We start from the raw sequence: 25,853 nt of genomic DNA on the forward strand, positions 1-25,853 counted from the left end.
GGTATCCACATTATTCTAGACTCTAAGTGCGAGGGATGCGGCAGCGAGATAATCGACGATTTGAGAGTAGGTCATGGAGTGAAAAACTACATCCAAGTTAATTTAATAAAAGGAGAAGTTTTTGCAGCCGATACTTACAAAAAGGAATGGTTAGGCAAACCATTACTCTATTCACTCCAAAATCCTCAACCGGAACAACTTGAGATTGTAAAAGAAATTTTTAAACCCTGCAATCGGGTAATTATCTTAAACTGTATCGATCATCTTTATGGTCACTCCCTGCTCAAGTTGCTAAATGCACAAAGGCACTTAGAATGCAATTCTGACTACGGGTTAGTTGTGATAGTTCCTAAGTTCTTAAGGTGGATGGTTCCCGATGAAGTTGCAGAAATCTGGACAGTGCCTATGTCTTTAAAAAATGGTCAGAATTACTATCCCAGTTTCGCCGAGTTTGTTGAAGAAGAAACTAAACGCTTTGATGAAATTTATGTCAGCGAAGCCCATTCTCATCCCAGTCAGTTCGACATCACGCGCTTTACTAGAGTTCCCAAACATAACTTTGAGAACAAAGAAATCAAAATTACTTTTATTTGGCGCGAAGATCGTTTATTAGTTAACCGTTTGCTGTTTCGAGTGCTTAGAAAAATAGATCAACAAGCAATGTCACTGCGATTGCAAAATTTAAAAATTCAGCAGTTATTTGAGAAGATCAGGTTGCAAGTACCAGAAGCACAATTTGCAGTGGCTGGTCTGGGGACAAAAACTAAGTTTCCAGAATGGATTAAAGATTACAGGGTGGATAGTTTTAATGAAAAAACTGAAAAGGAGATTTGTCACCTTTATTCAGAGAGCCGCTTAATAATTGGTCTTCACGGCTCCAATATGTTGCTACCGTCTGGTCATGCTGGTATGACAATTGATTTGATAGATGAGCGGTGGGGAAACTTTGCCCAAGATATTTTATACCAAGAAAGCGACCCGAGAATGGCTACTTTTCGCTATAGATTTTTGCCGTATCAGACTAGCAATGATACACTGGCATTCATAGCGGCTGTAATGCTTCTCAAGTGGTCTAAATTTAAATCCCAGATGACTGCTGATGTTATATAACGTCCGGCTACTTAGACATAATACCGAATCGGTTAGCATTCAACTATTTTCCGTATTATAAATATGGATGAACTTGTCAATGTTGTGAAAGTCTTTGACATTTTTTCTCAACCATTGTTCATCCTTGTCCCACCACTTAAACTTCAGCAGAAAATCAATCTTTTGTTCATCAAACCTATAGCGAATAAGTTTGGCGGGAATTCCTCCACAGATAGCATAAGGTGGCACATCTTTGGTGACAACGGCTCCGGCTGCGATGATGGCTCCATCACCAATAGTTACACCATCTACAACAATAACATTTGAGCCAATCCAAACATCATTACCTATATGGACAGTTTTTTCCTCTTCTTCAAAATATTTTTTGTCTACAAAGGTTGTCCCTACTAGCATCTTGGGCGAATAAAATATCGGATGGCTTGAAACAAAATTTCCTACAGGATGTACGCCTAAGCGAATGATGCAGTTGGGCCCAATCGAACAAAAATTGCCGACAACACCATTGAAAATTCGCGTATTATCGCGCACATAAGTGTAAGAACCAATGACAGAATCTTTTATGGCTACGCGACTAGACACACTAACATTGTGACTGATAGTTGAATTGGTAACCAAAGCCATATAGTCTTGATAAAAGTTATCATATTTAAACTTGTTCTTCCACCAATTGACTAAAAATCGCAGATATTCAGTGATCGGATTTTTGAGTAGAGAACTGAGAAGTGTTGACATTTTAGACATGGTTACTAATTACTTATTCAAGGTTAAATATTGTGTTCCCGCATAACTTATTTATTTTTTTCTTAATACGCCTGATTAATGGAGGATGATAATCATAAAATGTATCTTGAGTGAATTGATCGGCTACAAAATTTCGGATCGCGTGGTTGGGATGCCTTAAAGGAAAGGTTATTGCTTCCGTTGGCATATTACTGTATATACTATCTTCTCCTGAAGTATGGGTAGCTTGACTGCCAAATCCAATATTAGAAATTAAATTTTTTTCTGGAATAATAGCAAGTCCATTTTGAACCCAACAAGTAAAAAGCCATCTAAAAAACCAATTGTTGAGAGTTCCATCATAGGAAACTTGAAAAGCACTATCCCAAACTTTTACAGATTGAGGATTAGCTAATAAATTTTCGAGAAAACCTGCTTCCCGAAGTTGAGGCCATAACTTCATGTCAATATCATAGTATTGCCATGCTCTGCGCCAAGTTGCCCATCCCCAACAGTTACTAAAACGCGAAAAATAGTAACTGTCTTCTGTTCTTTTTCTCCCAAACTGTAAATTTACACCAGCGATTGACATAATCCGTTTGTCATCTCGATAATGCTCTAATAACTGTTCACAAAAAGGGAAGAAGTCTGGGTGGGGCAAACAGTCATCTTCTAAAATAATTGCTTCCTCTACGGTATTAAATACCCAGTCGAAACCGCTAGAAATGCGATCCTTGCAACCAAAATTAATCTCTGAATAATTTTTCAGAACTTCACAGTCCCAATCGACCCGATCGATAATTGCACGTACAGCGGCGCACTTTTCAGCTTCCCCAGGTTTGTTGGCACGAGGGCCGTCAGCAATTACTAACAGCTTAGGCGGCTTAACTTGTCTAATCGCCTCGAAGACTTTTTCGGTATTATCAACTCGATTGAAGACAACGAAAACAATGGGAGTTTTTATCGGAGAATGTGGCATTTAAACTGTTTAACTCCAAGGATTATAAATATTTTTGCTTAGTAGAACTCATCATTATAAATGTGCTAGGAAGCTTGCAGGGTTGGTCTGTTAACTTAAGTTCTAAATTCCAATTTATCACCAAAAAGTTCGCGGGTCAACTATAATACAGCAATAGTTTACCCAGACAGACTTCTAAGACTGACGCTCTTAAACTCTCAAACCTTGATACCCCGACCCCCTTGGCTAAGTGGGGCACTCTTAAAGCCCTCTTGTGAAAGGGGCGAGCGACTGCGTAAGCCCTAATTTCGTTCTTGTAGCGGCGGTTGCAACCGCCGAGCAAGTGGCCAAATAAAACACTGTTACTTTTAGCCTTACCTATCGTTAAAAACCGCAACACAGGGAAGAATGAACCGTACTAATATCGCCGTCCTTTTAACTTGCTTCAACCGCAAACAGAAAACATTGGCTTGCTTAGAGGCTCTTTTTAACCAGGCACTTCCAGCCAATGTAGATATTTCCACCTATATAGTAGATGATGCCAGTACCGACGGTACCAGCGAAGCAGTTCACCAAGCCTACCCTCAAGTCAAGATTTTTCATGGGGATGGCAATTTATTCTGGAACGGCGGAATGCGCTTTGCTTTCACCGAAGCCATGAAAGAAGATCCAGACTACTACCTTTGGCTGAACGACGATACAATTATGTATCCAGAAGCCCTTAAAACCTTATTAACAACCAGCAACCAACTCGCTCAAAAAGGAGAAACAAAAGCCATCGTCTCCGGTTCTACCTGCGATCCCCAAACGGGTAAAACTACTTACGGTGGCGTGGTGCGAGACCACCCCCTTCTTCCCTTCCGATACCGCCTCGTAGAACCAACTCAAGAAGCTCTACTTTGTAGCACAATACATGGCAACTGCGTTCTACTTCCCCGCAATGTCGTCCAACTTGTGGGCAACCTAAATCCTGCTTTTGTTCATTATATTGGCGATTGGGATTATGGTTTACGAGCGAGACAGAAAGGATGTACAGTTTGGATTGCTCCCGGTCATTTAGGAACTTGTTCCCTAAACCCACAGGTGACAAAAACCGCTGCAAAAAATTTGAGCGAAGGGTTAGATAAAATGAGCACGCCGAAAGGTTTATCCTTTAAAGATGCGACCCTGCAACCGCCTGGAGAATGGAAAGTATTTACTCAGCAGCATGGTGGTTTGTTGTGGCCAATTTATTGGCTGCTACCTTATCGAAGGTTAGTTTGGTTGTCAGTGTTGAGTAAACTGGGATTGACTAAAAACAAAACTCAAGGTGAATAGGATGGTTGACAAAAATGAATTTCGCATCGCTTGGCTCGTTCCTTCGGCAGAATTTGGGGCCTATTGGCCGCCGGTTTTACATGAACTCAAAAAACTAATTCCGAACACGATTTTTTATACAGGTCGCCTCTGGCCTCGCTATGATCCGGAAGCTCCGGGTACAGAAGTAGTCGAAGTTGTGGGAGATACTCAATTCATCACCACCCAAAAGATAGAAACGGGGTACAGTCGTGGTTATATTAAGGCTACTCCTGGGATTATTTTTCCTCTTTTGAAATTCAAGCCCCAGGTCATTTTTGCTAGTGGATTTTCGATCTGGACATTGGTAGCTATAATCTTTAAGCCTATAGGGAAATGGCGAGTGGTTTTAGTTTATGAAAGTAGTTCCCCGAATGTAGACTTTCGAGATTCTAAGGTGCGCTCGACTATTCGACGCTGGATGGGGAAATTTGCGGATACCTTTGTTTCTAATAGTCGCCGAGGTAAAGAATATTTGGTAGAAGTGATTGGGGCCGACGAAAGTAATATCTTTGCTAAACCTTACATGGTTCCTGATGCTAAAGCTTTGGTACAAAAGTTAGAAAATAATAAGTCTGTATCCTTGTCATTTCCCCACCCAATTTTTTTGTGCGTGGGTCAAGTAATTTCTCGCAAAGGGATTAAGAATCTGTTAGAAGCTTGCACACTTTTGCAAAGCCAAGGATACTCGAATTACACAGTCATTATCGTTGGAGACGGAGAACAGCGACCGGAACTAGAAGCTCTTACAAAAGAATGGGGTTTAGAAAAACAAATTGTTTGGACAGGGTGGATAGAATACGGATACTTGGGGTCTTATTTTCTAGAAGCTGATGTGTTTGTTTTTCCTACGTTAGAAGATACTTGGGGAATGGTGGTGCTAGAAGCGATGGCATTTGGTAAGCCGGTTTTGTGTTCAAAATGGGCTGGGGCTTGCGAAATGATCGTTGAAGGTGAAAATGGTTATATTTTTGATCCCTATCAGTCGGAAGGTATTGCAAACGCGATGCGGGACTTGATTGATTGCCCCGAAAAGTTAGTGATGATGGGGCAAAAATCCCAGGAACTGATCGCTGAACATACACCAGAAAAGGCTGCCAAATTAATAGCAGATGTGACGTCGCTAGTATTGGAGAAAAGTTGATGAAAATTCTTTTATCTGCCTTTGCGTGCGAACCGAATCTCGGCTCGGAAGAGGGAGTAGGATGGAATACGGTTATCCAATCTGCTAAACATCACGAAAGTTGGGTATTTACTCGCACGTTTTGTCGATCGTACATTGAAGCAGAACTAGAGCGGAACCCAGTGCCAAACCTGCACTTTGTTTATTTTGATCCGTTTGGGTGGAGCGAAGATTGGAAGGGGAAACAAGGATTGCTGCAACTTCACTACTATCTGTGGCAAATCTGGGCTTATTTTATCGCTCGGAAGCTCGATCGCGAAATTGGTTTTGACATAGTTCATCACGTAACTTACGTCAAACATTGGTCTCCAAGTTTCTTGGCGCTGTTGCCGCATCCTTTTATTTGGGGGCCTGTGGGGGGTGCAGAAACAGCACCAAAGCCTTTTTGGCAAGATTTTAGCCGCCGGGGAAAAATTTACGAAACGCTGCGGGCATTGGCTCAAAGCGTAGGAGAACGAGATCCTTTTGTGGGTCTGACGGCGCGTCGCAGTGCCGTGGCGCTGGCAACTACGGAAGAAACCGCAGCCAGACTGCGATTTCTCAAAGCAAAAAACGTGAAGATTTTCTCGCAAGTCGGTTTATCACAGCAGGAAATTCAAGAACTAGAGAAATTTTCTCCCCCGCCTGAGCAACCAATTAGATTCATCAGTGTCGGTCGTCTCTTACACTGGAAAGGGGTGCACTTGGGACTCCGTGCATTTGCGGAGGCGAAGCTGGAACAATCGGAATACTGGATTGTCGGAGACGGGCCCGAAAGGCAGCGCTTGGAAGCTTTGGCAACAGAATTGGGACTGGCAAATAAAGTATTTTTTTGGGGAACTTTATCTCGCACTGAAACTCTTTCTAAAATGGGGGACTCTCACGTTCTCCTCCATCCGAGTTTGCATGACTCTGGTGGTTTTGTGTGCACGGAAATGATGGGGGTTGGCCGTCCCACAATTTGTTTGGATTTGGGCGGGCCGGCTACTCAAGTGACAGAGCAAACGGGAATTAAAGTGGCTGCTACTGATCCCGATCGCACGGTGCAAGGTCTAGCAGAAGCTATAGTGTGTTTAGCGCAAGATCGTGAATTGCGAGAGCGCTTGGGTCGATCGGGTCAAACGCGCGTCAGGGAAATCTATGATTGGAATGTTAAAGGTCTATTTTTCGCCCAATTGTGCGAAGATGTATTCGATGGAAAATCAGGATAACTTCTGATTTGTTCGATCGGGCACAACAAAGAAAACTATATTTTTTCAGGCGGTGAAACGTGGGCGTTGCAATCATTACTGGCTCGGCGGGTTTAATTGGCTCTGAGGCGTGTAAGTTCTTTGCCAAACAAGGCTTAGATATAGTTGGCATCGACAATAATATGCGCCAGTTCTTTTTTGGTGCTGATGGTTCTACAAACTGGAACCGCCAACTGCTCGAAAAGTCTTTGGGTACCAAGTATTATCACTTAGATGTTGACATTCGCGACTATGAAGCGATTACCAATATCTTTCAGCGGTACGGCGAGTCGATCGAATTAGTAATTCACACAGCAGCCCAGCCCAGCCATGATTGGGCTTCCCGTGCTCCGAAAATAGACTTTACCGTCAATGCCAACGGCACTCTCAATCTTCTAGAAGTAACTCGCTTGTACTGTCCTAAAGCGGTTTTCATTTTCACTTCTACCAATAAAGTATACGGCGATACGCCTAACAATTTGCCTTTAATTGAATTAGAACACAGGTGGGAAATTGAACCAGGCCATACTTACGAAAGCGGTATTCGGGAAGATATGTCAATTGATCAGTGCCTGCACAGTTTGTTTGGTGCTTCTAAGGTAGCTGCTGATATTTTAGTTCAAGAATACGGTCGATATTTTAATATGAACACCGCTTGTTTTCGCGGTGGCTGTTTGACGGGTCCAAATCACTCTGGAGCTCAATTGCACGGCTTCCTCGCCTACTTGATGAAGTGTGCTGTCACGGGAACTCCTTACACCGTGTTTGGCTACAAAGGCAAGCAAGTTCGCGATAACATTCATAGCGCTGATTTAATTTCGGCATTTTATGAATTTTATAAAGCTCCCAAAAGCGCCCAAGTTTATAATACAGGAGGAGGCAGGTACAGCAATTGTTCGATGTTAGAAGCTATCCAGATGTGCGAGGCAATTGCGGAACGCAAGTTTAATTGGACTTATGCTGAAGGAAATCGCATTGGCGATCACATTTGGTGGATTAGCGACAATTCAAAATTTTCCAGTCACTATCCCAACTGGAAAATGAAATATAACGTTAAACAAATCCTACAGGAGATTTATGAATGTAACCGCGAGCGTTGGCTGAAAGAGGATTCTAATGATTGAACGGGGCAAAAAGAATGGGCTGGGGATTTCGGTAAACGATTGAATAATACAAGGTTAAAGAAATCTTAGGGGAGATTTATGAGTGTAACTGCGAGCGTTGGCTTAAAGAGGTGTTCCATGATTGATAAAGGGAAAAAGAATGTACTAGGAATATTAGTAAATGCCGTTAATTATGAAGCGGCTGTTAGCAAAATTATTGCAGCAGCCAGCGCCGGAAAACCACTGTCTGTTTCTGCTCTAGCGGTTCACGGGGTAATGACTGGAGTTCTCGACAGCACTCACCGTTATCGGATTAATCACATTGACTTAGTATTGCCAGACGGACAGCCGGTCAGGTGGGCGTTAAATTGGCTCTACCATACGGAATTGCCCGATCGAGTTTGCGGGCCGAATGCGATGTTACAAATCTGCGAACGTGCGGCAGAAGAAGGATTACCTATCTATTTGTACGGCTCTCAAGCTTCTGTACTGGAAGCTTTATCTCGCAATCTCTGCCAGCGTTTTCCCAAGTTAATTATTGCTGGAACTCAGCCTTCTAAATTTAGGCAGGTTTCGGCCCAAGAGAAACAAGAAATTGCACAGGAAATTCGCAACAGCGGTGCAGCAATTACTTTTGTCGGTTTGGGGTGTCCCCGGCAAGAAGTCTGGGCTTACGAATACCGGGACGACTTATCAATGCCGTTGATTGCTGTAGGTGCTGCTTACGATTTTCATGCGGGTAATTTGGCTAAATCTCCTGACTTTTTATCTAAAATAGGTTTGGAATGGCTGTTTCGGATGATGAAAGAACCTCGGCGCCTTTGGCAGCGGTATGTTTTTTTGAATCCGCTTTATATCTGGCTGTTTTTGCTACAAGCTTTGAAAATCAAAAAGTTCGACCCCACAGACGCGACGCCGCCTGTTGAAGAAGTATTATATGGTTGAAATTTAAAAGTTTCTTGTGCATTATGAGTGCTCACAAGAAAAAAGCAAACAAATCGTAACTAATCGTTTTGAGGTGCAAGTGCGATCGCATATTCAAGAAAACTTATATCAAATCCGGTGGCATCGGAATTATAGTGGGATATCTTAAGCTCGCTATCCAAATCGCGAGCTTAAGATATCCCACTGACATGATCCAAATATATTATGCCGATGCAACCGCAAACGATGTTACGCCAGAAAGCAATTTTTACATTATCTATGCAGTAAGCTGCGGACTGCACACCTTACAAACAAAGTTGGTTGGTAAGTCTCGATCGAGTCAGGTGGATTGCTGGGTCAATAGTCGCATTTGGTGTGACTGTACTCCTGGCCTGGGCGACGATCGCAGGGGATCGCAAAAGTAGTGTGAGTGTGTAACCAAACTGGATAATCAAACCACAAATTTATTGCCCTTACCTAGATTTTGCTATGGCTTTTGTGCCACACACAATCCGGATCGAATCGTACTTGTCTTCATCAGCAGCAACAATTGTTTTCAGCAGTAGCTTCCAAGCTTGTAATTTAATGTTTTCTTGGAGCTTTACTATCTGATGAGATGCCATTGAATCGAACACACTGAAAATTTTTCTTTCATCATCGATCCAACTGTTGGCAAATTGGCGATAGTAGCCATTAAACTCAGTAGAAATTATCTCAAATCCCACTTTTTCACAGATAGCGCGGAAGCTCTGCAGTGTGAAGAAATACAAATGCCTTGGTACATCTAGATGCATCCATGCAATCCCTGATGACTTCAGCCCAATACAAGAGTTATTTGGTACTTCCATTACCAATTTGCCACCATCCACTCCGCAATTGCATGGCATTGCGGAGTGCAAGTAAAGGATCTCTGGTATGTTCGAGTACGTGGTTCATCACAATTATGTCGTACTGTCTAGACTTGACTTCCGGGGGCAAAGATTCAGCAGTACCATAAAATACATCAAGACCTCGCTGTTGGGCCAAAACCAAAGCTTGTCGATCGGGTTCTACACCCCAGACTTTGTGACCATCTGCTTGCAATTCTTGCAACAGGTGCCCGTTGGCGCAACCGATTTCTAATATCGAGCACGAAGCAGTCCCGAACTGTTGCTTCCACCATTTACTTGTGACATCTACTCCGCGATCAAAACGCCAAGCTAGATGGGTACGCAATTTATCGAAGAAGGAATAGAAGAGGCAGATACGAAGCCTGTAAAGTCTATATGATGAGTATAATACTCATCGATGTCGTAGAAGCTGGCGATTTTGTTGAAATCGGGCAGAGGATGAATGCATCCAAGTTGTGACTTTTCGCACCAATACAATTGAAATGACTCTTTGTTTGCAGGTCTGCGCCAATCACCGGGTATGAATAGCCACGGTTTCATACTCTCTCCCGATATCGGGCAGACGACGGTAGGGCTTAAGGACGTTTGACTTTGCATTGGAGTTTTCATTATTTAGGTACTTGACATACTCATAACCACTCGTGTTGGATGTCAAATCCAGTAATTAATTATGTGCCATTAAGAATTGCAGAATCCGAAATACAGCAGATGACTGCCCAAAAAATATTAGGTTTCGGAAACACGATTGCTGCGGCGTGGTTTTCAGCTTACATTGAATTTAAGCTAACGCATTTAACTTGCTTTGTCACTTTGCATAAAAAAACTTCACATTCTGCGATCGGGATGTGAGTAAGTTTTCATATATTTACGAATTCAGCAATACTACAAGTATAAATTAAGTTATAAAACTGGGGAGCGATGTAGGCTGCGAGCGAGACCCATAAAAACTTTGTTGCATTTGTACCTCAATAATATTGCTGAAATCTTTTGCGAAAGCGAAGTATGAAATTTGCCATTTCATATATCTGTGGGCGCAAATATTGCGCCCGCTACTGTTCTTTGATCTGAAAATTTAGCTCCCAATTGAGTTGGGAAGCCAAACTTTTCTTGAATCTTCAGCACAAGAGCTGATTGACAAGCGTGCATTTTTATGTATTTGTAGTGAATGCCTCCTATCTATCGGCGTAAGCCCCCATCCGTTCTTTGATAAACCGGATATAAAAATGCCTGAAAGTAGACTTAATCACGCGGGGCATACCAAAGTCGATCGGCATCATGTTTTCCGGCAACTTCCAATCCAAAACCTTGAGATTTTCCGGCTGCAACAGCGGAAAATCAAGATCCTCTAAATTCGAGCACAGTCCTAATCTCATCGCCGCAGCTACAGTGGGAACCGCCGCCGGATCAGCATTAATAATTTCAACTAAAGTTCTGTCCAAAGCAAACACATCATCAGATGCGGCTAAAATTCCCAAAAACTTAGGTTCGCCGCCACTTGGCCCGTTACCTTCGTGGCCGATAATGCCATCCAAAATCGTCAAATTTGGGTTAATTGCCCGGGCAGTTTCTACCAGCATTTCACCGAATCTGGCGCTATCTTTGCCAGCTTCCATGTGCCACCAAGCCTTCATTTTGCCGGGGACGCAGCCGAACAAGTTTTTCACGCCCATTGTCACGGTTAATTGAACGTGAGATTTGAGTTTGGGCAAATTAATCACTACATCCGCTTCCATTGCTTCTTTGCAAATTCGCAGATGATTGAAATCTTCGCTGACAGTTTCGTAGCGTTTTCCTTGAAACTCAACTACTGGCAAATTCAGTTCTTCCAAAAGTGGCAAATAACCGTTTGCTTTGGCTACACCCATAGCGCTACCAAAAGCTGGACTATCGCCTAAAAATGGTCTTCCTCCCGCTTCAATGACCATTTTAGCGACGCAGTAAACCAATTCTGGGCGGGTGACGCATTCTTTTGTAGGGCGAGAACCGGTGAGGAGATTGGGTTTGAGTAAAACCCGATCGCCCGAATTGACAAAAGCCGAGATTCCGCCCAAGGGTGCCAGCAAACTTTCTAAAGATGCTTGCAAGATTTGGCGATCGTATGAATTTGCCTGAATTAAACTAACAGCAGACATAATTATGAATTGATTGGTAATTGGTTATCGATCGGGAATAATCTAAATATAACGCACGCGCGGAACACCCTGCTTAGGGTGTTCCGCGCGTGCGTTACCAAGAATAATCTCAATACAAATGAACCCTAAGTATCCATCGGCAATCTGCCAACAGCAGCCCGCTGCATGGTACTAACTCGCAGCGAGTTAGAGAATACTCCTTGACCTTGCAGTTCAGGGATAGCAGGTTTAACTTCCACTTTCACCAACCGGGCAGTGCAGATAAAAACCGTTTGATCTGCTAAATGGAAAGTCAACCAAGGTTGATTTAACAAATGCAGCACTTCCTCTTGGAATTCTTGTGCAGGCATCGGAATAGTAAAGGTTTCTGCGTGACCTTCCACATAATGAAATGTCACTTGAGTCGTGTTCTCTCTATCTTGAGTTAATTTGGCAAAAGAACCTGCGCGCATAAATTTTGCTCCCAAACTTTAGACTATAAAAAAAATTCAGAATTAAATGTAAAAAAAATGAATTCTGAATTGTTTAACTTTAACCTGTGACAGTGATCGGGCAGAACTCAGAAGGTAGAAGGCAGAATTAAATCGAGTTCAGCCTTCTAGTTTCTAGCTGATTCCTGCGAGATACTATACGTTAGCAGAAGATGTTGGCATCGCACTCATTTTCTTTAAATCTAGAACTTTTGCCAAGTCTTCTGGACTCATTAAACCCTGTTCTAACACAATTTGCCGCAGAGATTTGCCAGTTTCTAGGGATGCTTTGGCGACAGCAGCGGCGTTGAGATAGCCGATGTGAGTGTTGAGGGCGGTAACGAGGGCGAGACTACCTTCAGCATAAGCAAGACACCGATCGCCCTTAGCTTCAATTTTCGCGAGGCATTGTGTAGTCAAAGCGCTGATGGTATTGCCCAAAATTTCGATGCTGTGAATGAGATTGTAGGCAATCAGGGGCATCATCACGTTCAATTCTAATTGTCCCGCTTGGGCCGCCAGGGCGATCGCGCTATCGTAACCCATAACTTGAAAACAAACCATCGATGTCATTTCTGCCATCACAGGGTTGTATTTCCCCGGCATAATTGACGAACCTGGTTGCACAGGAGGCAGTTGAATTTCTTTCAAACCAGTTTTCGGCCCGGAGTCCATCAAACGCAAGTCATGGGAGATTTTAACGCAATCCTGAGCGAGATTTCGCAGTGCACCGGAAACATTTACAAACGGTGCCATACTCTGCATAGCAGCCATTAAATGCTTTGCTGGTTTCAGGGGGTGGTCGATTAATTCGGAGAGAATTTCAGCAACTTTTTGACAGTATTCAGGGTGAGTATTTAACCCGGTTCCTGCCGCACTTCCCCCCAATCCCAGGGATGTCAAATCATCGGATGCCCTGTCAATTCTCAAGGTATGTTCTTTCAGAATTTGCGCCCAAGCGCCGAAGGTATCGCCGAGTCGAACCGGCACAGCATCTTGCATATGAGTGCGGCCTGATTTAACAATATCTTTGAATTCTTCTGCTTTATTTTCTAGGGCGACTACGGCATCCGACAAAGCCGGAAAAAGAGTTTTTTCTAACGCCAACAATCCGCCGATCCTAATCGCCGTCGGAATCACATCATTTGTCGATTGACCGTAGTTTACATGATCGTTAGGACTGATGCGCTTGTAATTGCCTTTTTCCTCGCCCATAATTTCCAAAGCGCGATTTGAAAGAACTTCATTAACATTCATGTGGTGAGAAGTTCCGGCGCCGGCTTGGTAGACATCAACTACAAATTGATCGCGCAATTTGCCAGCTAGGATTTCATCTGCTGCTTGGACAATTGCTTGACTGATGTCTTGGGGAATGCAGCCGAGTTCGCCATTGGCGATCGCCGTTGCTTTTTTAATTAAAACACAAGCCTCAACGTATGTTGATAAAGGCTTAATGCCGCTAATCGGGAAATTTTCAACTGCGCGCAGGGTTTGGATGCCGTAGTAGACATTAGATGGGATTTGTTTGTCTCCCATCGAGTCGCTTTCGGTGCGGTAGCTGATGGTTTGGTGTTCGCTCATATCGCCTTGTTTGTGATAATTGGGAATTGGGATTTTTTTTAAACGCTGCTGACTGTCACTGCTGTTTTACCGCGTCGGCGGACTCAGTAAAATACAAGTCACGATTGTAAATAATTATCTCACACTCTGAGTTAAATCTCAAAGCTCCAATTTTAAATTAAGATTTTTCCCTAAATTTGTGAAGAGTAGTTGTGTAATTAGGAGTTTTTTATTCTGCCTATTTTTGTACTTTATTAGATAAGATTAGGCTGTTTAACAATAAAGATTAAACCAGGCTTCTGATTTTTGTTACAAAAATTCAAATTACAAATCGGGGAAAGTTGTTATATTTGGTAGCACAAACAATTTTGCAGCAGGCGAATTGCCAAAAATTATGCCGCGTTACCAAACCATAGATGATGTTCCTACCCTCCAAGAGGCACTCGAAGGAATAGTTGTTGAAGATTTAAAAAAGCTGTATGCACTGTTGTCGGGCGATCGCAAATTAACCCGCAAAGCTGACCTGGTTGCTGGGATTAAACAGCAAATGCAGGGAGAAAAACTTAAGCAAGTTTGGGCGCAATTAGACGATTTGCAAAAAGCGGCCGTAGCGGAAGTTATACATGGGTCAGGTGGTGGCTATGATGCCGATGTATTTGTAGCGAAATACGGACAACAACCAAACTGGGGAAAGAGCGATCGCTATGGATACAACCGAGAACCATCCCTACTATGCTTGTTCTTCTACGGCACTGAGATACCCTACGATCTGGAAAAAAACTTGCTGAAGTTTGTGCCAAAACCTCAAGCAACTCCCTTAAATCTGGTTGGCGATGTACTGCCAGAGAATTTTATGGTTCGTGTAGAAAAACATAACTTTCGTACATCTAAAAAAGAGGTATCCGAGTACGAACTTCCTTTGACAATTTTTGAAATGGAACGGGCAGCCCCAAAGGATTTGGAAGCAGTTTTGCGTCTGATTCAGTCGGGCAAAGTTGCCGTTAGTGAGAAAACCGCATTACCTGGTGCCACAACTCAGAAAGCGATCGCCGCCGTATTGCAAGGAGGTGATTTTTATAACGACGAACAGCGCCAAGCTACCGTGGAAAAGGGCGATATATTCTACGAGGTTGGTAACATCAAATCCTTTGCTTGGACCGCGATCGCTCAAGCGAGCAAATTCGCCGAACAATCGGGCAAAAAGCTTGTTTTGACGAAAGCGGGACAGAAAGCTTTGCAAGAATCACCTGCCAAAGGATTACAGACAGCATGGAAGCGTTGGTTAAAAACAAACTCTTTTGATGAATTTCGCCGCATTGATGCGATTAAAGGACAAACCGGCAAGGGCGCGCGCGGCATGACAGCGGTGGCGGGGCGGAGAGAGGCGATCGCCTCAAGGCTAGCAGAATGTCCTGTCGGTAAATGGGTTCTGTTTAGCGAATTTAGCAGGTATATGTTGGCAACGGGCAATCGGTTTGAAGTAACGCGCGATCCCGACAATCTCTACATTTCTGAATTTGGGTATGGTAACTTAGGATATTCGGGCAGTCACGATTGGCATATTCTGCAAGAAAGATATATGCGCTGCCTGTTGTTTGAGTATGTTGCTACCCTGGGAATAATTGATGTTGCCTATGCCGATCCGTCCCTCCTACCCAGCGATTTTGACGATCTTTGGGGAACGGACGATTTGAGATTTCTCAGCCGCTACGACGGCTTAATCTCTTTTCGCCTGACAGCTTTGGGGGCTTACTGTTTGGGATTGACTCAGAATTACACCGCGCCAGCAATTGAGTTCCGTCAAACACTCCGCGTACTACCCAATTTAGATATTGTTGTAGCAGGAGAAGGCATCGCGACATCAGATGCGATCGTCCTCGATCTCTATGCTAAAAAAGTTTCAGATGTCGTCTGGCAACTCGATCGACAAAAGCTATTTACCGCCATTGAAGCCGGATACCCGCTAGCAGAATTTAAAGAAGTTTTAGAGACAAGAAGTATCGAACCGCTACCGGAAACCGTACAGCGATTTCTGACGGATGTTACAGAACGAGCGAATAGTTTGCAAGATATAGGAACTGTCAAGTTAATCGAATGCACAAACGCCCATTTAGCAGTGTTGATTGCCAATGATTCCCGTACCAAAAAATTCTGTCAGCTAGCGGGCGATCGCACTTTGACGGTTCCATTGTCCCAGGAAACTAAGTTTCGCAACGCCCTGCGGCAAGTCGGCTACGTCTTACCCCAGCGGGATAAATAATACACCTGATACTATTAGTGTCAAAAATCACCCGAAAACCTTTTTATCTTTCGTTTATAGCTGAGTCCAGATCCCCCTAAATCCCCCTTGAAAAGGGGGACTTTGAGTATTTGTACGGTGCGTCGCTGGCGATAAATCCTAAAAAAAGAGCGACAATCTCAATCGCGACGCACCTTATAACATGGACTGGAGCAAATCAACCAAACTTTTCTGTTCTAACAAACTTATTCCCTCTTCCTTCTTCCTTCTTCCCTCTTCCTTCTTCCTTCTTCCTATGACTTACGTTCCCGAAAATGCTTTAATCGTACAAAGCGATCGATCGATCTTACTAGAAGTTCACGCTCCCACAGCACAACAGGCGCGAGAAGCGATCGCCCCCTTTGCCGAATTAATCAAAAGTCCCGAACACATCCACACCTATCGCATCACGCCCCTCAGCGTGTGGAATGCGCGGGCGGCGGGAATGTTAGTTGAATTGATGATCGCAGCTTTGCGAAAGTATGCTAAATATGACATTCCTGAGTCGGTAGCGCAGGAAATCGAACTGCTTGGTACGCGCTACGGATTGACGGTAATTGAAAGGATTGATGCGGAAAATCCCGATTTACAACTGCGGATTGCCGATCGCCCGCTGACGGAGTTGCTAGTGCGGGACGATCGCGTTAAACCGCTGTTAGGTAAGCGGATTTCGGATCTTTGCTTTCAAGTCGATGCGGGGAATCGCGGTGTACTCAAACAAGCTTTGCTAGCCGTGGGTTATCCGGCGGAAGATTTGGCTGGATATGTCGAGGGTGCCGAGTTAGCAATTGCATTGCGCGATCGCACTTTAGGAAGCGATTTACCCTTTAATTTGCGTGCCTATCAAAAAGAAGCAGTAGAAGCATTCTATCAGAGCGGAGAGGTAAAAGGTGGCAGCGGTACGATCGTCCTACCGTGCGGCGCTGGTAAGACGATTGTGGGGATGATTGCGATGAGTTTGGTGCAGCAAAAAACATTGATTCTCACCAGCAGTTTGACTTCGGTACACCAGTGGCGCAGGGAAATATTAGACAAGACGAGTTTAACTGAAGATGCGATCGCCGAGTACAGCAGCAACAGCAAAAAAACGGCTTCTGTAACTCTCTCGACTTACCAAATGCTCAGTTATCGATCGAATAAAGATGATGAATTCCCGCATTTCGAGTTGTTTAACGCCCAATCGTGGGGACTGATTATTTATGATGAAGTCCATCTATTACCTGCACCGATATTTCGGATCACCGCTGAATTACAAGCACGACGCAGGTTAGGTTTAACTGCGACATTGATTCGCGAAGACGGGAAAGAAGGCGATGTCTTCACGTTGATTGGGCCCAAGCGCTATGACGTACCTTGGCGCGAATTGGAAGGACAGGGATTTATTGCCACTGCGAATTGTACGGAAATCCGCGTCGCGCAAAATGAAGCGGAAAAAATGGAATATGCCCTAGCACCCCGCCGCAGCCAGTTTCGGATTGCTGCGGAAAATCCGGGTAAGTTGGATGTGGTACAAAGTTTATTGCAAAAGGAGGCGGGACACCGTATTTTAATTATTGGTGAGTATCTCGAACAGTTGGATGCGATCGCCAAAATTACCGAATTGCCTCTGATTACGGGGAAGACAAAACAGGCAGAGCGCGATCGGTTATACGAAGCATTCCGTCACAAAGAGATTCCCGGATTAATTCTCTCTCGCGTGGGCAATTTTGCCGTCGATTTACCCGATGCCGATGTGTTGATTCAAGTATCGGGAAAGTATGGTTCTCGCCAAGAAGAAGCGCAGCGCCTCGGACGAATTCTCCGCCCTAAACCCGACGGACACAATGCCAGCTTTTATACATTAGTATCGCTACAAACTTGCGAGGAAGATTTTGCCCGACACCGCCAACTCTTCCTCACCGAACAGGGCTACAACTATCGCATAGAAGTTCAAGGCGATGGTTAGTCAGCGATCTATAAATTCTTGAAAGCAACAAGTGCAGAATATCTGGCAACCATCCGAATTATACCTCCCAACATCCTGCTACACTATTAATAACCGCATCCTCACCCACAGTTATGTTCGCAAACGCAATCATCGACGCTATCGCTCCCTTAATATTGGAAGTGCTGTCACCCATTGCCAGAAATATCGGTCACAAACTAGGAGAAACCCTCAGCATTAAATCTCAACAGTGGGTAGAATATCTGATTCCCGAACCCAATCAGATATTCTCAGATTCGACTGAGATAGAGCAAGCAAAACAGCGTTATTCCCAGGAAATGATCGAATACGCGAAAGCGAAAGATGCCAGAGACAACGAATTGTTAAAGCTGAAAGTAGCACAAACGGCGCGTCGCATAGAGTTGCAGGAACAGGAACAGCGAGACAGACGGAAGCTGGCGGCTTTGCACCGGGATTTGATGCGGGAATTGCAAGCAAAAGATATTCATGTCAAGCTGGCTGAAATTCAAACAATTTGGGATAAAGATACTTGGTTTTCTAAGTTGAATCGAGAGGAAACTAAGCAGATTTTACTTGAACAGCAACCTCGCCTCTTAATCTTACTGTCACCGCCAAAAATTAGCAAGCGATGTCCGGAAACCTTTTGTGAAGATTTGCCAATTGAGATGAGAAGTGTGGGAGATTTTCTCAGACAGCATTATCCTCAACAGGATGTCTTACGCCCAGTTAAGTTTTATAGCGATTATTTCACTGAGTCGATTGGTGATATTGATGTGGAACGCTTGCAGCGAATTTTATCTCCGGTTCCTACTACAATTTTATATAGCGATATCAGCGATTATGCCGTAACTTTTCGCGTCGGCTTTTGGGGATTCCTGAATAATCAGGAAGTCTCCCTGTTTTCTACCAAAGTTTTTGACTGGGAAGAGGCAAAAGATGCACTTTTAGCATCTGGGGTAAGTGAGAAAAAAGCCCTCCGCATAATTCGACACTTGATTGTGGCGATTCACAAATTGCTGGCGGGATTTTTAGCCGATTTGTATTATCTCAATATTGACCCTGGCTATGAACCTCAGTTGTTTAATTTAAGCGATGAATTGGCTGAAGATGGGTTGCCAGAAGAATGGGTGAAACCTTATTTTGATATTCTTCAGGATATTCAGCGGCGACAGCGAGAAATGTATGAACAGGAGTTGAAAAAGCTGATTGATCAAGTAGAGACTGAACGTCAATCTCAAGAAGCTGCCAAAGCTGAAGCTCAACGCCAACAACAAATAGAAGAAGCTGCCAAAGCCGAAGCTCAACGCCAACAACAAATAGAAGAAAAAATCCTTAGAAAAGCTTACTCCTTCAAATGTGTAAAAACTCTTAATGGCGTAGCTATGTCATCTGTTGATTGCGTAATTATTAGTCCAGATGGCAAGACTTTTGCTAGTAACAGCAGTGGAAATTGCAGCAAACTTTGGAATCTCCATACAGGAGATCTGATTCGTACTTTTGCTGGGGATTCAGGTGCGGTTTATTGCGTTGCTATTAGCCCTAATGGAAAAATTTTAGCTAGCGGAAGTTCTGACAAACAAATTAAGCTGTGGAATCTGGAAACTGGACAAGAGATTAGCACTCTCAAGGGTCACTCAGGTTTAATTCGGTCTCTTGCTTTTAGTCCAGACGGAGAAACTCTTGTTAGCGGCAGTGGTGACCATACTATCAGACTGTGGAATCTGAAAACCAAACAGGAAATCTGCACTCTCACTGGACATTCAAACCTGGTTATGTCTGTCGCTATCAGCCCGGATGGAGAAAATATTGCTAGTGGCAGTTGGGACAAAACTATCAAACTGTGGAGTCTGAAAACCAGACAGGAAATTTGCACTTTTACTGGGCATTCAGAGTCAGTTTATTCTGTCGCCTTCAGCCCGGATAGACAAATTCTTGCTAGTGGTAGCGGAGACAAGACTATCAAACTTTGGAATCTGAAGACCACACAGGAAATTTGCACTCTAACAGGGCATTCACACGGGGTTTTTTCCCTTGTCATCAGCCCGGATGGACAAAATATTGCAAGTGGAAGTAATGACAATACTATCAAGCTTTGGAATCTGAAAACAGGACAGGAAAATCGCACTCTCACAGGGCATTCAAACAAGGTTAATTCTGTCAGCTTTAGCCCGGATGGAAACACTCTGGTTAGTGGCAGTAATGGTGGGAGTATCAAGATTTGGCGGTGTGATGAGTGAAGTAACAGGGAAAGATGAAAATTATGGCGCAATTTGCAAATATGGAACTACAAAATTTGACTTCGTAAGAAATCAACTGATCAACGCTTAGGGAAAGTAATTGAAATGTCAGAAACAATTAATTTTGAGCAAGCAGTGTTAGAGAATCTGCGACAGTTGCCAAGGGAGAAACAACAAGAAGTGCTAGAGTTTGCACAATTCCTTGTGCAAAAAGCGGAACAAAAAAAGCAGTTATCCAGCGAAAGTGCTGAGTCTAATATTTCGTCAACAACAGAACATAGTCTCAAGCTATCACTTAGAGAAATTGCTAGCCTGCCAATAGCAGAACGTCATAAAATACTAGCACCGTATATGGCTGCTACAGCAGAAGATTTTTTGACATATCCTGAATTAACCGAGTTTTCGGTACTCGATGGCGAAGACTGGGAGACTGAGTATGACTACTAACCCAAAACGAGGAGAGGTGTGGCTGGTACAACTCGATCCAACCCGAGGGCAAGAAATTCAGAAAACACGTCCCGCAGTTGTGATTAGTTCGGAAATGTTTAGTTCTATCCCCATGCGGATTATAATTCCTGTGGCTACATGGCAGCCTAAATTTCAAAATCGCCCTTTCATGATTCTCATTCAGCGAACAGAAGAAAACTGTTTAGACGCAGACTCAGCAGGCAATGTTTTGCAAGTTCGGAGTGTAACTACTGAGCGATTTGTCAGGTGTATCGGAAAAGTTTCTGAAACGGTTGTGCAAGAATTAGTAATAGGCTTAATTATCTGTGTTGATTATAGTCCATAAAATCAGGAATGTCGATCGCCCGAATTAGCTTTCTGAACCTAAAACACACGAGAGGGTAGTCAGTAGCTTGGCTTGCACTGGATTCAGGCCAACAGTCACAAACCATCATCTAGTGGCGTTTCCTCCCTCAACCCAAACCTACCAAATCTACCCAACTATCAGCCCACTTCCAGCTTCAAAATTTACTATCCCGCAGGATGTTGATTTATTGCCACGGATCGGATTTCTTTGTGACACAATAGATTTTAGTATGAATCTATGTGAGGATTGTTCATGGCTCGTTTTAATCAAATCCTTGTCCTTAGCGCCATCAGCCTTATAGCTTTGGCTGGTTGCGACAGCGCTAAAGAAGCTTCCACTCCCCCAACTTCACCCGCCCCGGTTCCTGCTGCTACTGCTGTAAAAACTGATAAACCAGCATCGCAGGGAAACTATGCAGAATTGAGTGGTGTGGTTTCCAGTACCACAGCAGCAGTTCAGGCTGGAAACTTTGCCAAAGCGAAAACCGAATTTGACAAATTTGAGAATGCCTGGAAAAAAGTAGAAGACGGTATCAAAGCTAAAGCTCCTAAAAGCTACGATGCAGTTGAAGAGACTACAGACAAAGTAATGGCCGACCTCAAAAAGTCTAAGCCAAGTAAAGACCAAGTGCTGACTCAATTGCAGTCGCTGGAAAAGACTATCAGTACCATTCCTAAGTCCTAAATTTCAGTGGTGAGTGCTTGATTCTAAAGTCTCAGACGCAGAAACCGAGTTTTTTAACTCCGGTAATTCGTTCAAACCTTCAATAAAACTTAAAAGATCCGGTTTCTGTGCGTCGGAGTGCGTAAGTCCTGTGAGAGTTATGCGATCGCAGTTACTCAGAAACAAGCACTCAACACTCCCTCCTTATATAACCTCAGTATTCCCAAACTTTCAACCACTATGAAGAAAGCATTTCGCAAATACCACCGCATTCTAGGCCTTATTGTTGCTTTGCCGATCGCGCTGACTGTCTTGACTGGAATGTTCATAACCATTCTCCGAGAGTGGCCGCTGGGTATAGAAATTTCATCGAGATTTTTATTGAAAATTCATACAGGTGAAATCTTTCACCTGCAAGCCATTTACCCGATTTTGAACGGATTGGGAATGCTCGGCTTGCTCGTGACAGGTTTAAGTATGTCTGGTTTGTTTGGAAGAAGAAAGCAGCCAACTTCCAAAGATTTACACTAAAAAAGTAGTGAGTCCCGCTAACAAAGCTGAAGGGAAAAAATAATGATACAAAGCATGAATATCAACTAAACCCTATTAGAAAATCTGCGGCTGCTTCCGACTGAGCAACAACAGGAAGTGGTCAATTTCGTGCAATTTGTCTTGTACAAAGCCCAACAGACAAAGCAGTTACCGAAGGCAAGTTATGAGTAGAATATTTCGCCAACAGTAGTTATGAGTCAAACATTGAATTTTTCAAAATAGCCTAACTCGGTACTTTTTTCCGTTCCATTGTATTGAGTAGTTGCGAGATATTCTGGTTGAGAATCGCATACCCCTGTGCGTTCAAGTGTAGTTCATCTGCTCTATATTTCGGCAATATCATGCCCTGACTATCGCCAAGAATAGGGAATGTATCAAACACTATAATTTTATCTCCAGCTAAGGTCGCAATGTAGGCATTGACTTCTTTAATTGCCCGACTGATGTCATCAGACCAAAAAGGCTTGCGCTGTAGTGGCACTTCTCCTACTGGGAAAATAGTAGTCACGATTACTACTGCACCCAGATTCCTAGATTCTTCGACAATTCGCTTAATATTTGCTTGACAATTGGCAACGATCGCATTTCTGCGTTCAGGAAACAAGGGAATGGTTTTCAGATCGTTAACACCAACTTGGATGATGACTATATTGGGTTTTAATGAACTCACATGATAGGCAAATCTCTCGATAGCCTGAACTGAGGTTTGAGAACTAATTCCCCGGTTGATGAACTCATATTCACTGATATTAGGCGATGTCCAACTAGCTGCTCTAGAGTCACCAAAGAAAACCACACGAGTTGGATTGGTATTAGTAAGTTGCTTGAGATTTGTAGGATAGTTGTTTAATCCCAGAGGATCTAAACGAGTTTGATTAAGCTCTAAATAAAACTGTTTAGCTCGACGGAAAAGAAGAATATTTACAAAAATTGAACTTCCCAGCACTACTAATAGAAGAGCGGTTAACAAAATACTATGTTTGCTCAATGTCATATTTTATTTATTTTTGTGGTTTGGGCCTAAGTTTTGCCGATCGCCTCGTAAACTGCGATCCTGCCTCATCAATGCTTTGCTGTAAATTTATTATACCGATCGCCCTTCACCCTCCCCAGCCCATGCCCAACCACAATACTTAATAAAAACTTTACAAAACTTACCCGATCGCCCAACATGGGTTAGAGTTATCCTAGAAAATCCAGCAATCCTGCAAAGCGTCAACCTTCTCGTCACTTATCCAGTGGTTCGATGACTCAAACCCAAAGCACTAAAACCGCCACCCCAACAGCAATTTATTCCTTGACAATTGCTCCCGCCTGTGTATTGCGAGGTCGATCAGCGATCGCACAAGCCGGAGATGCGATCGCCCGTTTCGGAAAGCGGCCGCTAATCGTCGGCGGCAGCAACTCCCTCGCCGCCGCCCAACCCTACCTGCAACCAATCCTCGAACAGCAGCAGTTAAAATCCGCCGAAACAGCCTACGGCAAGGATTGCAGCGAAACCAGCCTCGAAACCCTGCGCGCAGCAGCCCAAACCCATGAAGCCGATTTCATCATCGGTGTCGGCGGCGGCAAAGCCTTAGACGCAGCGAAACTCGTCGCCCATCAGTGCAAAATCCCGATCGTCACAATACCCACATCAGCAGCCACCTGTGCGGCTTGGACAGCCCTTTCTAACATTTATTCAGAACAAGGTGCATTCCAATACGATGTCACATTAGCCAGATGTCCCGACTTATTAATACTCGACTACGGCTTGATTCAAACCGCACCACAGCGGACATTAGTAGCAGGAATTGGAGATGCGATCGCCAAATGGTACGAAGCATCAGTCAGCAGCGGACACTCCGAACAAACCCTGATAATTTCCGCCGTTCAACAAGCTAGAATACTGCGCGATATATTATTCCAAAAATCAGCCGCCGCCCTCAAAGAACCCGGTAGCGAAACCTGGCAAGAAGTCACAGATGCAGCCGTATTGCTAGCAGGAGTAATCGGGGGAATTGGCGGCGCCCAATGCCGCACCGTCGCCGCCCACGCCGTCCACAACGGCTTAACTCATCTATTAGCAAGTCACGGCACATTGCACGGCGAAAAAGTCGCATACGGCATTTTAGTACAACTGCGACTAGAAGAAATGCTGCAAAACAATCAACTCGCCGCTAGCGCCAGACAGCAACTGCTAAAATTCTACGCCGAGATTGGATTGCCCCAAACTTTAGACAACCTCGGACTCGGAGACATTACCATCACAGAATTGCAGCGCGCCGCCGACATAGCCTGCAATCCTAATTCCGACATCCACCGACTGCCTTTTAAAGTTGTTCCCCAACAATTAATGGCAGCGATGGTTTCTACCACCGCACCTGTGGGAGAATTAAAGATTAAGAATTAAAACAGTTTGTAGTAAGGACTAAAGTCCTGAAAAGGCTGTGCTAGCAAGGACGAAAGTCCTTACTACAAACCAGGAAAACTGACAACTGACAAAAAATAAATGACCTTGGATTGGATTACCCCTGCTGACAGGTTGCAAAAACTACCGCCCTACGTATTTGCCCGTCTCGACGAACTGAAAGCCCGCGCCCGCGAACAAGGACTCGATTTAATAGACTTAGGAATGGGAAACCCCGACGGGGCGACTCCTCAACCAGTAGTAGAAGCGGCTGTCGCAGCCATCCAAAATTCTGCCAATCACGGCTATCCACCCTTTGAAGGAACTGCCAGTTTCCGCCGTACAATTACTAAATGGTACAGCCGCCGCTACAATGTTGAACTCGATCCAGAAAGCGAAGCATTGCCTTTGTTGGGTTCTAAAGAAGGTTTAGCACATTTTGCGATCGCCTATATCAATCCAGGGGACTTAATATTAGTACCAAGTCCTGCTTATCCCGTATTATTTCGCGGCCCAATCATCGCCGGTGCAAAAGTTCACAACATCATCCTCAAACCAGAAAATGACTGGGTAATTGACTTAGCCGACATTCCAGACAGCGTAGCCGAACAAGCCAAAATACTCTATTTCAATTATCCCAGCAATCCGACTGGAGCGACTGCACCCCGCGAATTTTACAAAGATATTGTTGCTTTCGCACACAAACATCAAATCTTGCTGGTTCACGACTTGTGTTATGCGGAATTAGCCTTTGACGGCTATCAACCGACAAGTTTATTAGAAATTCCCGGCGGTAAAGAAATCGGCGTCGAATTTCACACCATGTCAAAAACCTACAATATGGCCGGCTGGCGCGTCGGTTTTGTAGTAGGAAATAGCAAAATTATTCAAGGTTTGCGGACATTAAAAACTAACCTAGATTACGGTATATTTTCCGCTTTGCAAACAGCAGCAGAAACAGCACTGCAATTGCCGGACAGTTACTTGCACGAAGTACAGAATCGTTACAGGACTCGCCGGGATTTCATGGTGGAAGGATTGGCAGAATTAGGGTGGAATATTCCCAAACCTCTGGCTGCCATGTATCTTTGGGTTCCCTGCACTCCGGGCATGAGTTCGACTGATTTTGCCCTCAATGTTTTGCAGCAAACGGGTGTTGTGGTGACTCCTGGTAATGCTTTTGGGCCGGGCGGCGAAGGATATGTGAGAATTAGTTTAATTGCAGATTGCGATCGACTGGGAGAAGCATTGCGGCGTTTAAAACAAGCTAATATTCGCTATCAGTAGTCATTAGTCAGTAGCCATTAGTCAGTTGTGATTGGTGATTTGTGAGTTGTTAGTTGTTATTGGTTATTTGTGGGTTGTTAGTTGTTATTGATTAT

Annotated in this window: 23 protein-coding genes; 15 read left to right on the top strand and 8 right to left on the bottom strand. The window is 43.9% G+C overall.

Annotation, left to right across the window (positions count from 1 at the left end):
- The first annotated feature begins 78 nt into the window (after positions 1–78).
- Complete coding sequence (locus tag QT979_RS01210; protein WP_333307707.1) at positions 79–1,110, top strand: hypothetical protein; 1,032 nt, start codon at positions 79–81, stop codon at positions 1,108–1,110.
- 39 nt (positions 1,111–1,149) lie between these two features.
- Here the strand turns inward: QT979_RS01210 and QT979_RS01215 are convergent, their stop codons facing one another.
- Positions 1,150–1,851 (bottom strand): CatB-related O-acetyltransferase, encoded by a 702-nt coding sequence (locus QT979_RS01215; RefSeq protein WP_333211225.1) that lies wholly within the window; start codon positions 1,849–1,851, stop codon positions 1,150–1,152.
- A 13-nt stretch (positions 1,852–1,864) separates the two neighbouring features.
- Positions 1,865–2,809, bottom strand: a complete 945-nt coding sequence (locus tag QT979_RS01220; RefSeq protein ID WP_333211223.1) for a glycosyltransferase family 2 protein — start codon at positions 2,807–2,809, stop codon at positions 1,865–1,867.
- 387 nt (positions 2,810–3,196) lie between these two features.
- Between QT979_RS01220 and QT979_RS01225 the strand changes: the two genes are divergently transcribed.
- The 5 genes from QT979_RS01225 (at position 3,197) to QT979_RS01245 (ending at position 8,562) form a co-directional block, all read left to right on the top strand.
- Positions 3,197–4,105 (top strand): glycosyltransferase family 2 protein, encoded by a 909-nt coding sequence (locus QT979_RS01225; RefSeq protein ID WP_333307709.1) that lies wholly within the window; start codon positions 3,197–3,199, stop codon positions 4,103–4,105.
- 1 nt (position 4,106) lies between these two features.
- Positions 4,107–5,267, top strand: a complete 1,161-nt coding sequence (locus QT979_RS01230; protein ID WP_333307711.1) for a glycosyltransferase family 4 protein — start codon at positions 4,107–4,109, stop codon at positions 5,265–5,267.
- Positions 5,267–6,496 carry a glycosyltransferase gene (locus QT979_RS01235; protein ID WP_333211218.1) on the top strand — a complete coding sequence of 410 codons (1,230 nt, stop codon included), beginning with the start codon at positions 5,267–5,269 and terminating at the stop codon, positions 6,494–6,496. Before QT979_RS01230 ends, QT979_RS01235 begins: the two co-directional genes overlap by 1 nt.
- Positions 6,497–6,555: 59 nt before the next feature.
- Positions 6,556–7,638, top strand: coding sequence for an NAD-dependent epimerase/dehydratase family protein (locus tag QT979_RS01240; protein WP_333211217.1), 1,083 nt, complete (start codon positions 6,556–6,558; stop codon positions 7,636–7,638).
- A 78-nt stretch (positions 7,639–7,716) separates the two neighbouring features.
- On the top strand, positions 7,717–8,562 hold the full coding sequence (locus QT979_RS01245) for a WecB/TagA/CpsF family glycosyltransferase (protein WP_333211216.1): 846 nt from the start codon (positions 7,717–7,719) through the stop codon (positions 8,560–8,562).
- 452 nt (positions 8,563–9,014) lie between these two features.
- On the opposite strand, the gene QT979_RS01250 is transcribed toward QT979_RS01245, so the two are convergent.
- The 5 genes from QT979_RS01250 to QT979_RS01270 all read right to left on the bottom strand — a co-directional run bounded on the left by QT979_RS01250 (position 9,015) and on the right by QT979_RS01270 (position 13,614).
- A complete protein-coding gene (locus tag QT979_RS01250; protein ID WP_333307714.1) occupies positions 9,015–9,389 on the bottom strand; it encodes a hypothetical protein in 375 nt (124 codons plus the stop codon).
- A complete protein-coding gene (locus tag QT979_RS01255) occupies positions 9,373–9,756 on the bottom strand; it encodes a class I SAM-dependent methyltransferase (RefSeq protein ID WP_333211213.1) in 384 nt (127 codons plus the stop codon). Before QT979_RS01255 ends, QT979_RS01250 begins: the two co-directional genes overlap by 17 nt.
- An 847-nt stretch (positions 9,757–10,603) precedes the next feature.
- Positions 10,604–11,563 carry a DUF362 domain-containing protein gene (locus QT979_RS01260; RefSeq protein WP_333307716.1) on the bottom strand — a complete coding sequence of 320 codons (960 nt, stop codon included), beginning with the start codon at positions 11,561–11,563 and terminating at the stop codon, positions 10,604–10,606.
- A 125-nt stretch (positions 11,564–11,688) separates the two neighbouring features.
- Positions 11,689–12,015, bottom strand: coding sequence for a hypothetical protein (locus QT979_RS01265; protein ID WP_333211206.1), 327 nt, complete (start codon positions 12,013–12,015; stop codon positions 11,689–11,691).
- A 174-nt stretch (positions 12,016–12,189) separates the two neighbouring features.
- Positions 12,190–13,614: an aspartate ammonia-lyase gene (locus tag QT979_RS01270; RefSeq protein ID WP_333307718.1), complete on the bottom strand. Its 1,425-nt coding sequence runs from the start codon at positions 13,612–13,614 to the stop codon at positions 12,190–12,192.
- Positions 13,615–13,987: 373 nt separating this feature from the next.
- Between QT979_RS01270 and QT979_RS01275 the strand changes: the two genes are divergently transcribed.
- From QT979_RS01275 to QT979_RS01305, 7 genes are all read left to right on the top strand, one after another.
- Positions 13,988–15,853, top strand: coding sequence for a hypothetical protein (locus tag QT979_RS01275; protein WP_333307720.1), 1,866 nt, complete (start codon positions 13,988–13,990; stop codon positions 15,851–15,853).
- A 274-nt stretch (positions 15,854–16,127) separates the two neighbouring features.
- Positions 16,128–17,816 carry a DNA repair helicase XPB gene (locus QT979_RS01280; protein ID WP_333307722.1) on the top strand — a complete coding sequence of 563 codons (1,689 nt, stop codon included), beginning with the start codon at positions 16,128–16,130 and terminating at the stop codon, positions 17,814–17,816.
- A gap of 113 nt (positions 17,817–17,929) precedes the next feature.
- Positions 17,930–20,053: a serine/threonine protein kinase gene (locus tag QT979_RS01285; protein ID WP_333307723.1), complete on the top strand. Its 2,124-nt coding sequence runs from the start codon at positions 17,930–17,932 to the stop codon at positions 20,051–20,053.
- Positions 20,054–20,158: 105 nt separating this feature from the next.
- Positions 20,159–20,500 carry a DUF2281 domain-containing protein gene (locus QT979_RS01290; RefSeq protein WP_333307725.1) on the top strand — a complete coding sequence of 114 codons (342 nt, stop codon included), beginning with the start codon at positions 20,159–20,161 and terminating at the stop codon, positions 20,498–20,500.
- Positions 20,490–20,846, top strand: a complete 357-nt coding sequence (locus tag QT979_RS01295; protein ID WP_333307727.1) for a type II toxin-antitoxin system PemK/MazF family toxin — start codon at positions 20,490–20,492, stop codon at positions 20,844–20,846. The genes QT979_RS01290 and QT979_RS01295 overlap by 11 nt, the downstream gene beginning before the upstream one ends.
- A gap of 273 nt (positions 20,847–21,119) precedes the next feature.
- Complete coding sequence (locus tag QT979_RS01300; protein ID WP_333307729.1) at positions 21,120–21,551, top strand: hypothetical protein; 432 nt, start codon at positions 21,120–21,122, stop codon at positions 21,549–21,551.
- Between the two features lie 117 nt (positions 21,552–21,668).
- Positions 21,669–22,061 (top strand): peptidase, encoded by a 393-nt coding sequence (locus tag QT979_RS01305; RefSeq protein WP_333307730.1) that lies wholly within the window; start codon positions 21,669–21,671, stop codon positions 22,059–22,061.
- A 244-nt stretch (positions 22,062–22,305) separates the two neighbouring features.
- On the opposite strand, the gene QT979_RS01310 is transcribed toward QT979_RS01305, so the two are convergent.
- Positions 22,306–23,076, bottom strand: coding sequence for an SGNH/GDSL hydrolase family protein (locus QT979_RS01310; RefSeq protein WP_333231296.1), 771 nt, complete (start codon positions 23,074–23,076; stop codon positions 22,306–22,308).
- A gap of 252 nt (positions 23,077–23,328) precedes the next feature.
- On the opposite strand from QT979_RS01310, the gene QT979_RS01315 reads away from it, so the two are divergent.
- Together QT979_RS01315 and QT979_RS01320 are read left to right on the top strand one after the other, a co-directional pair.
- Positions 23,329–24,474, top strand: coding sequence for an iron-containing alcohol dehydrogenase family protein (locus tag QT979_RS01315; RefSeq protein WP_333307733.1), 1,146 nt, complete (start codon positions 23,329–23,331; stop codon positions 24,472–24,474).
- Positions 24,475–24,573: 99 nt separating this feature from the next.
- Entirely contained in the window at positions 24,574–25,758 is a 1,185-nt protein-coding gene (locus QT979_RS01320) for an aspartate aminotransferase (protein ID WP_190739684.1), read from the top strand.
- Positions 25,759–25,853 lie beyond the last annotated feature (95 nt).

The organism is Microcoleus sp. w2-18bC1 (assembly GCF_036700365.1).
Lineage (GTDB): Bacteria > Cyanobacteriota > Cyanobacteriia > Cyanobacteriales > Microcoleaceae > Microcoleus.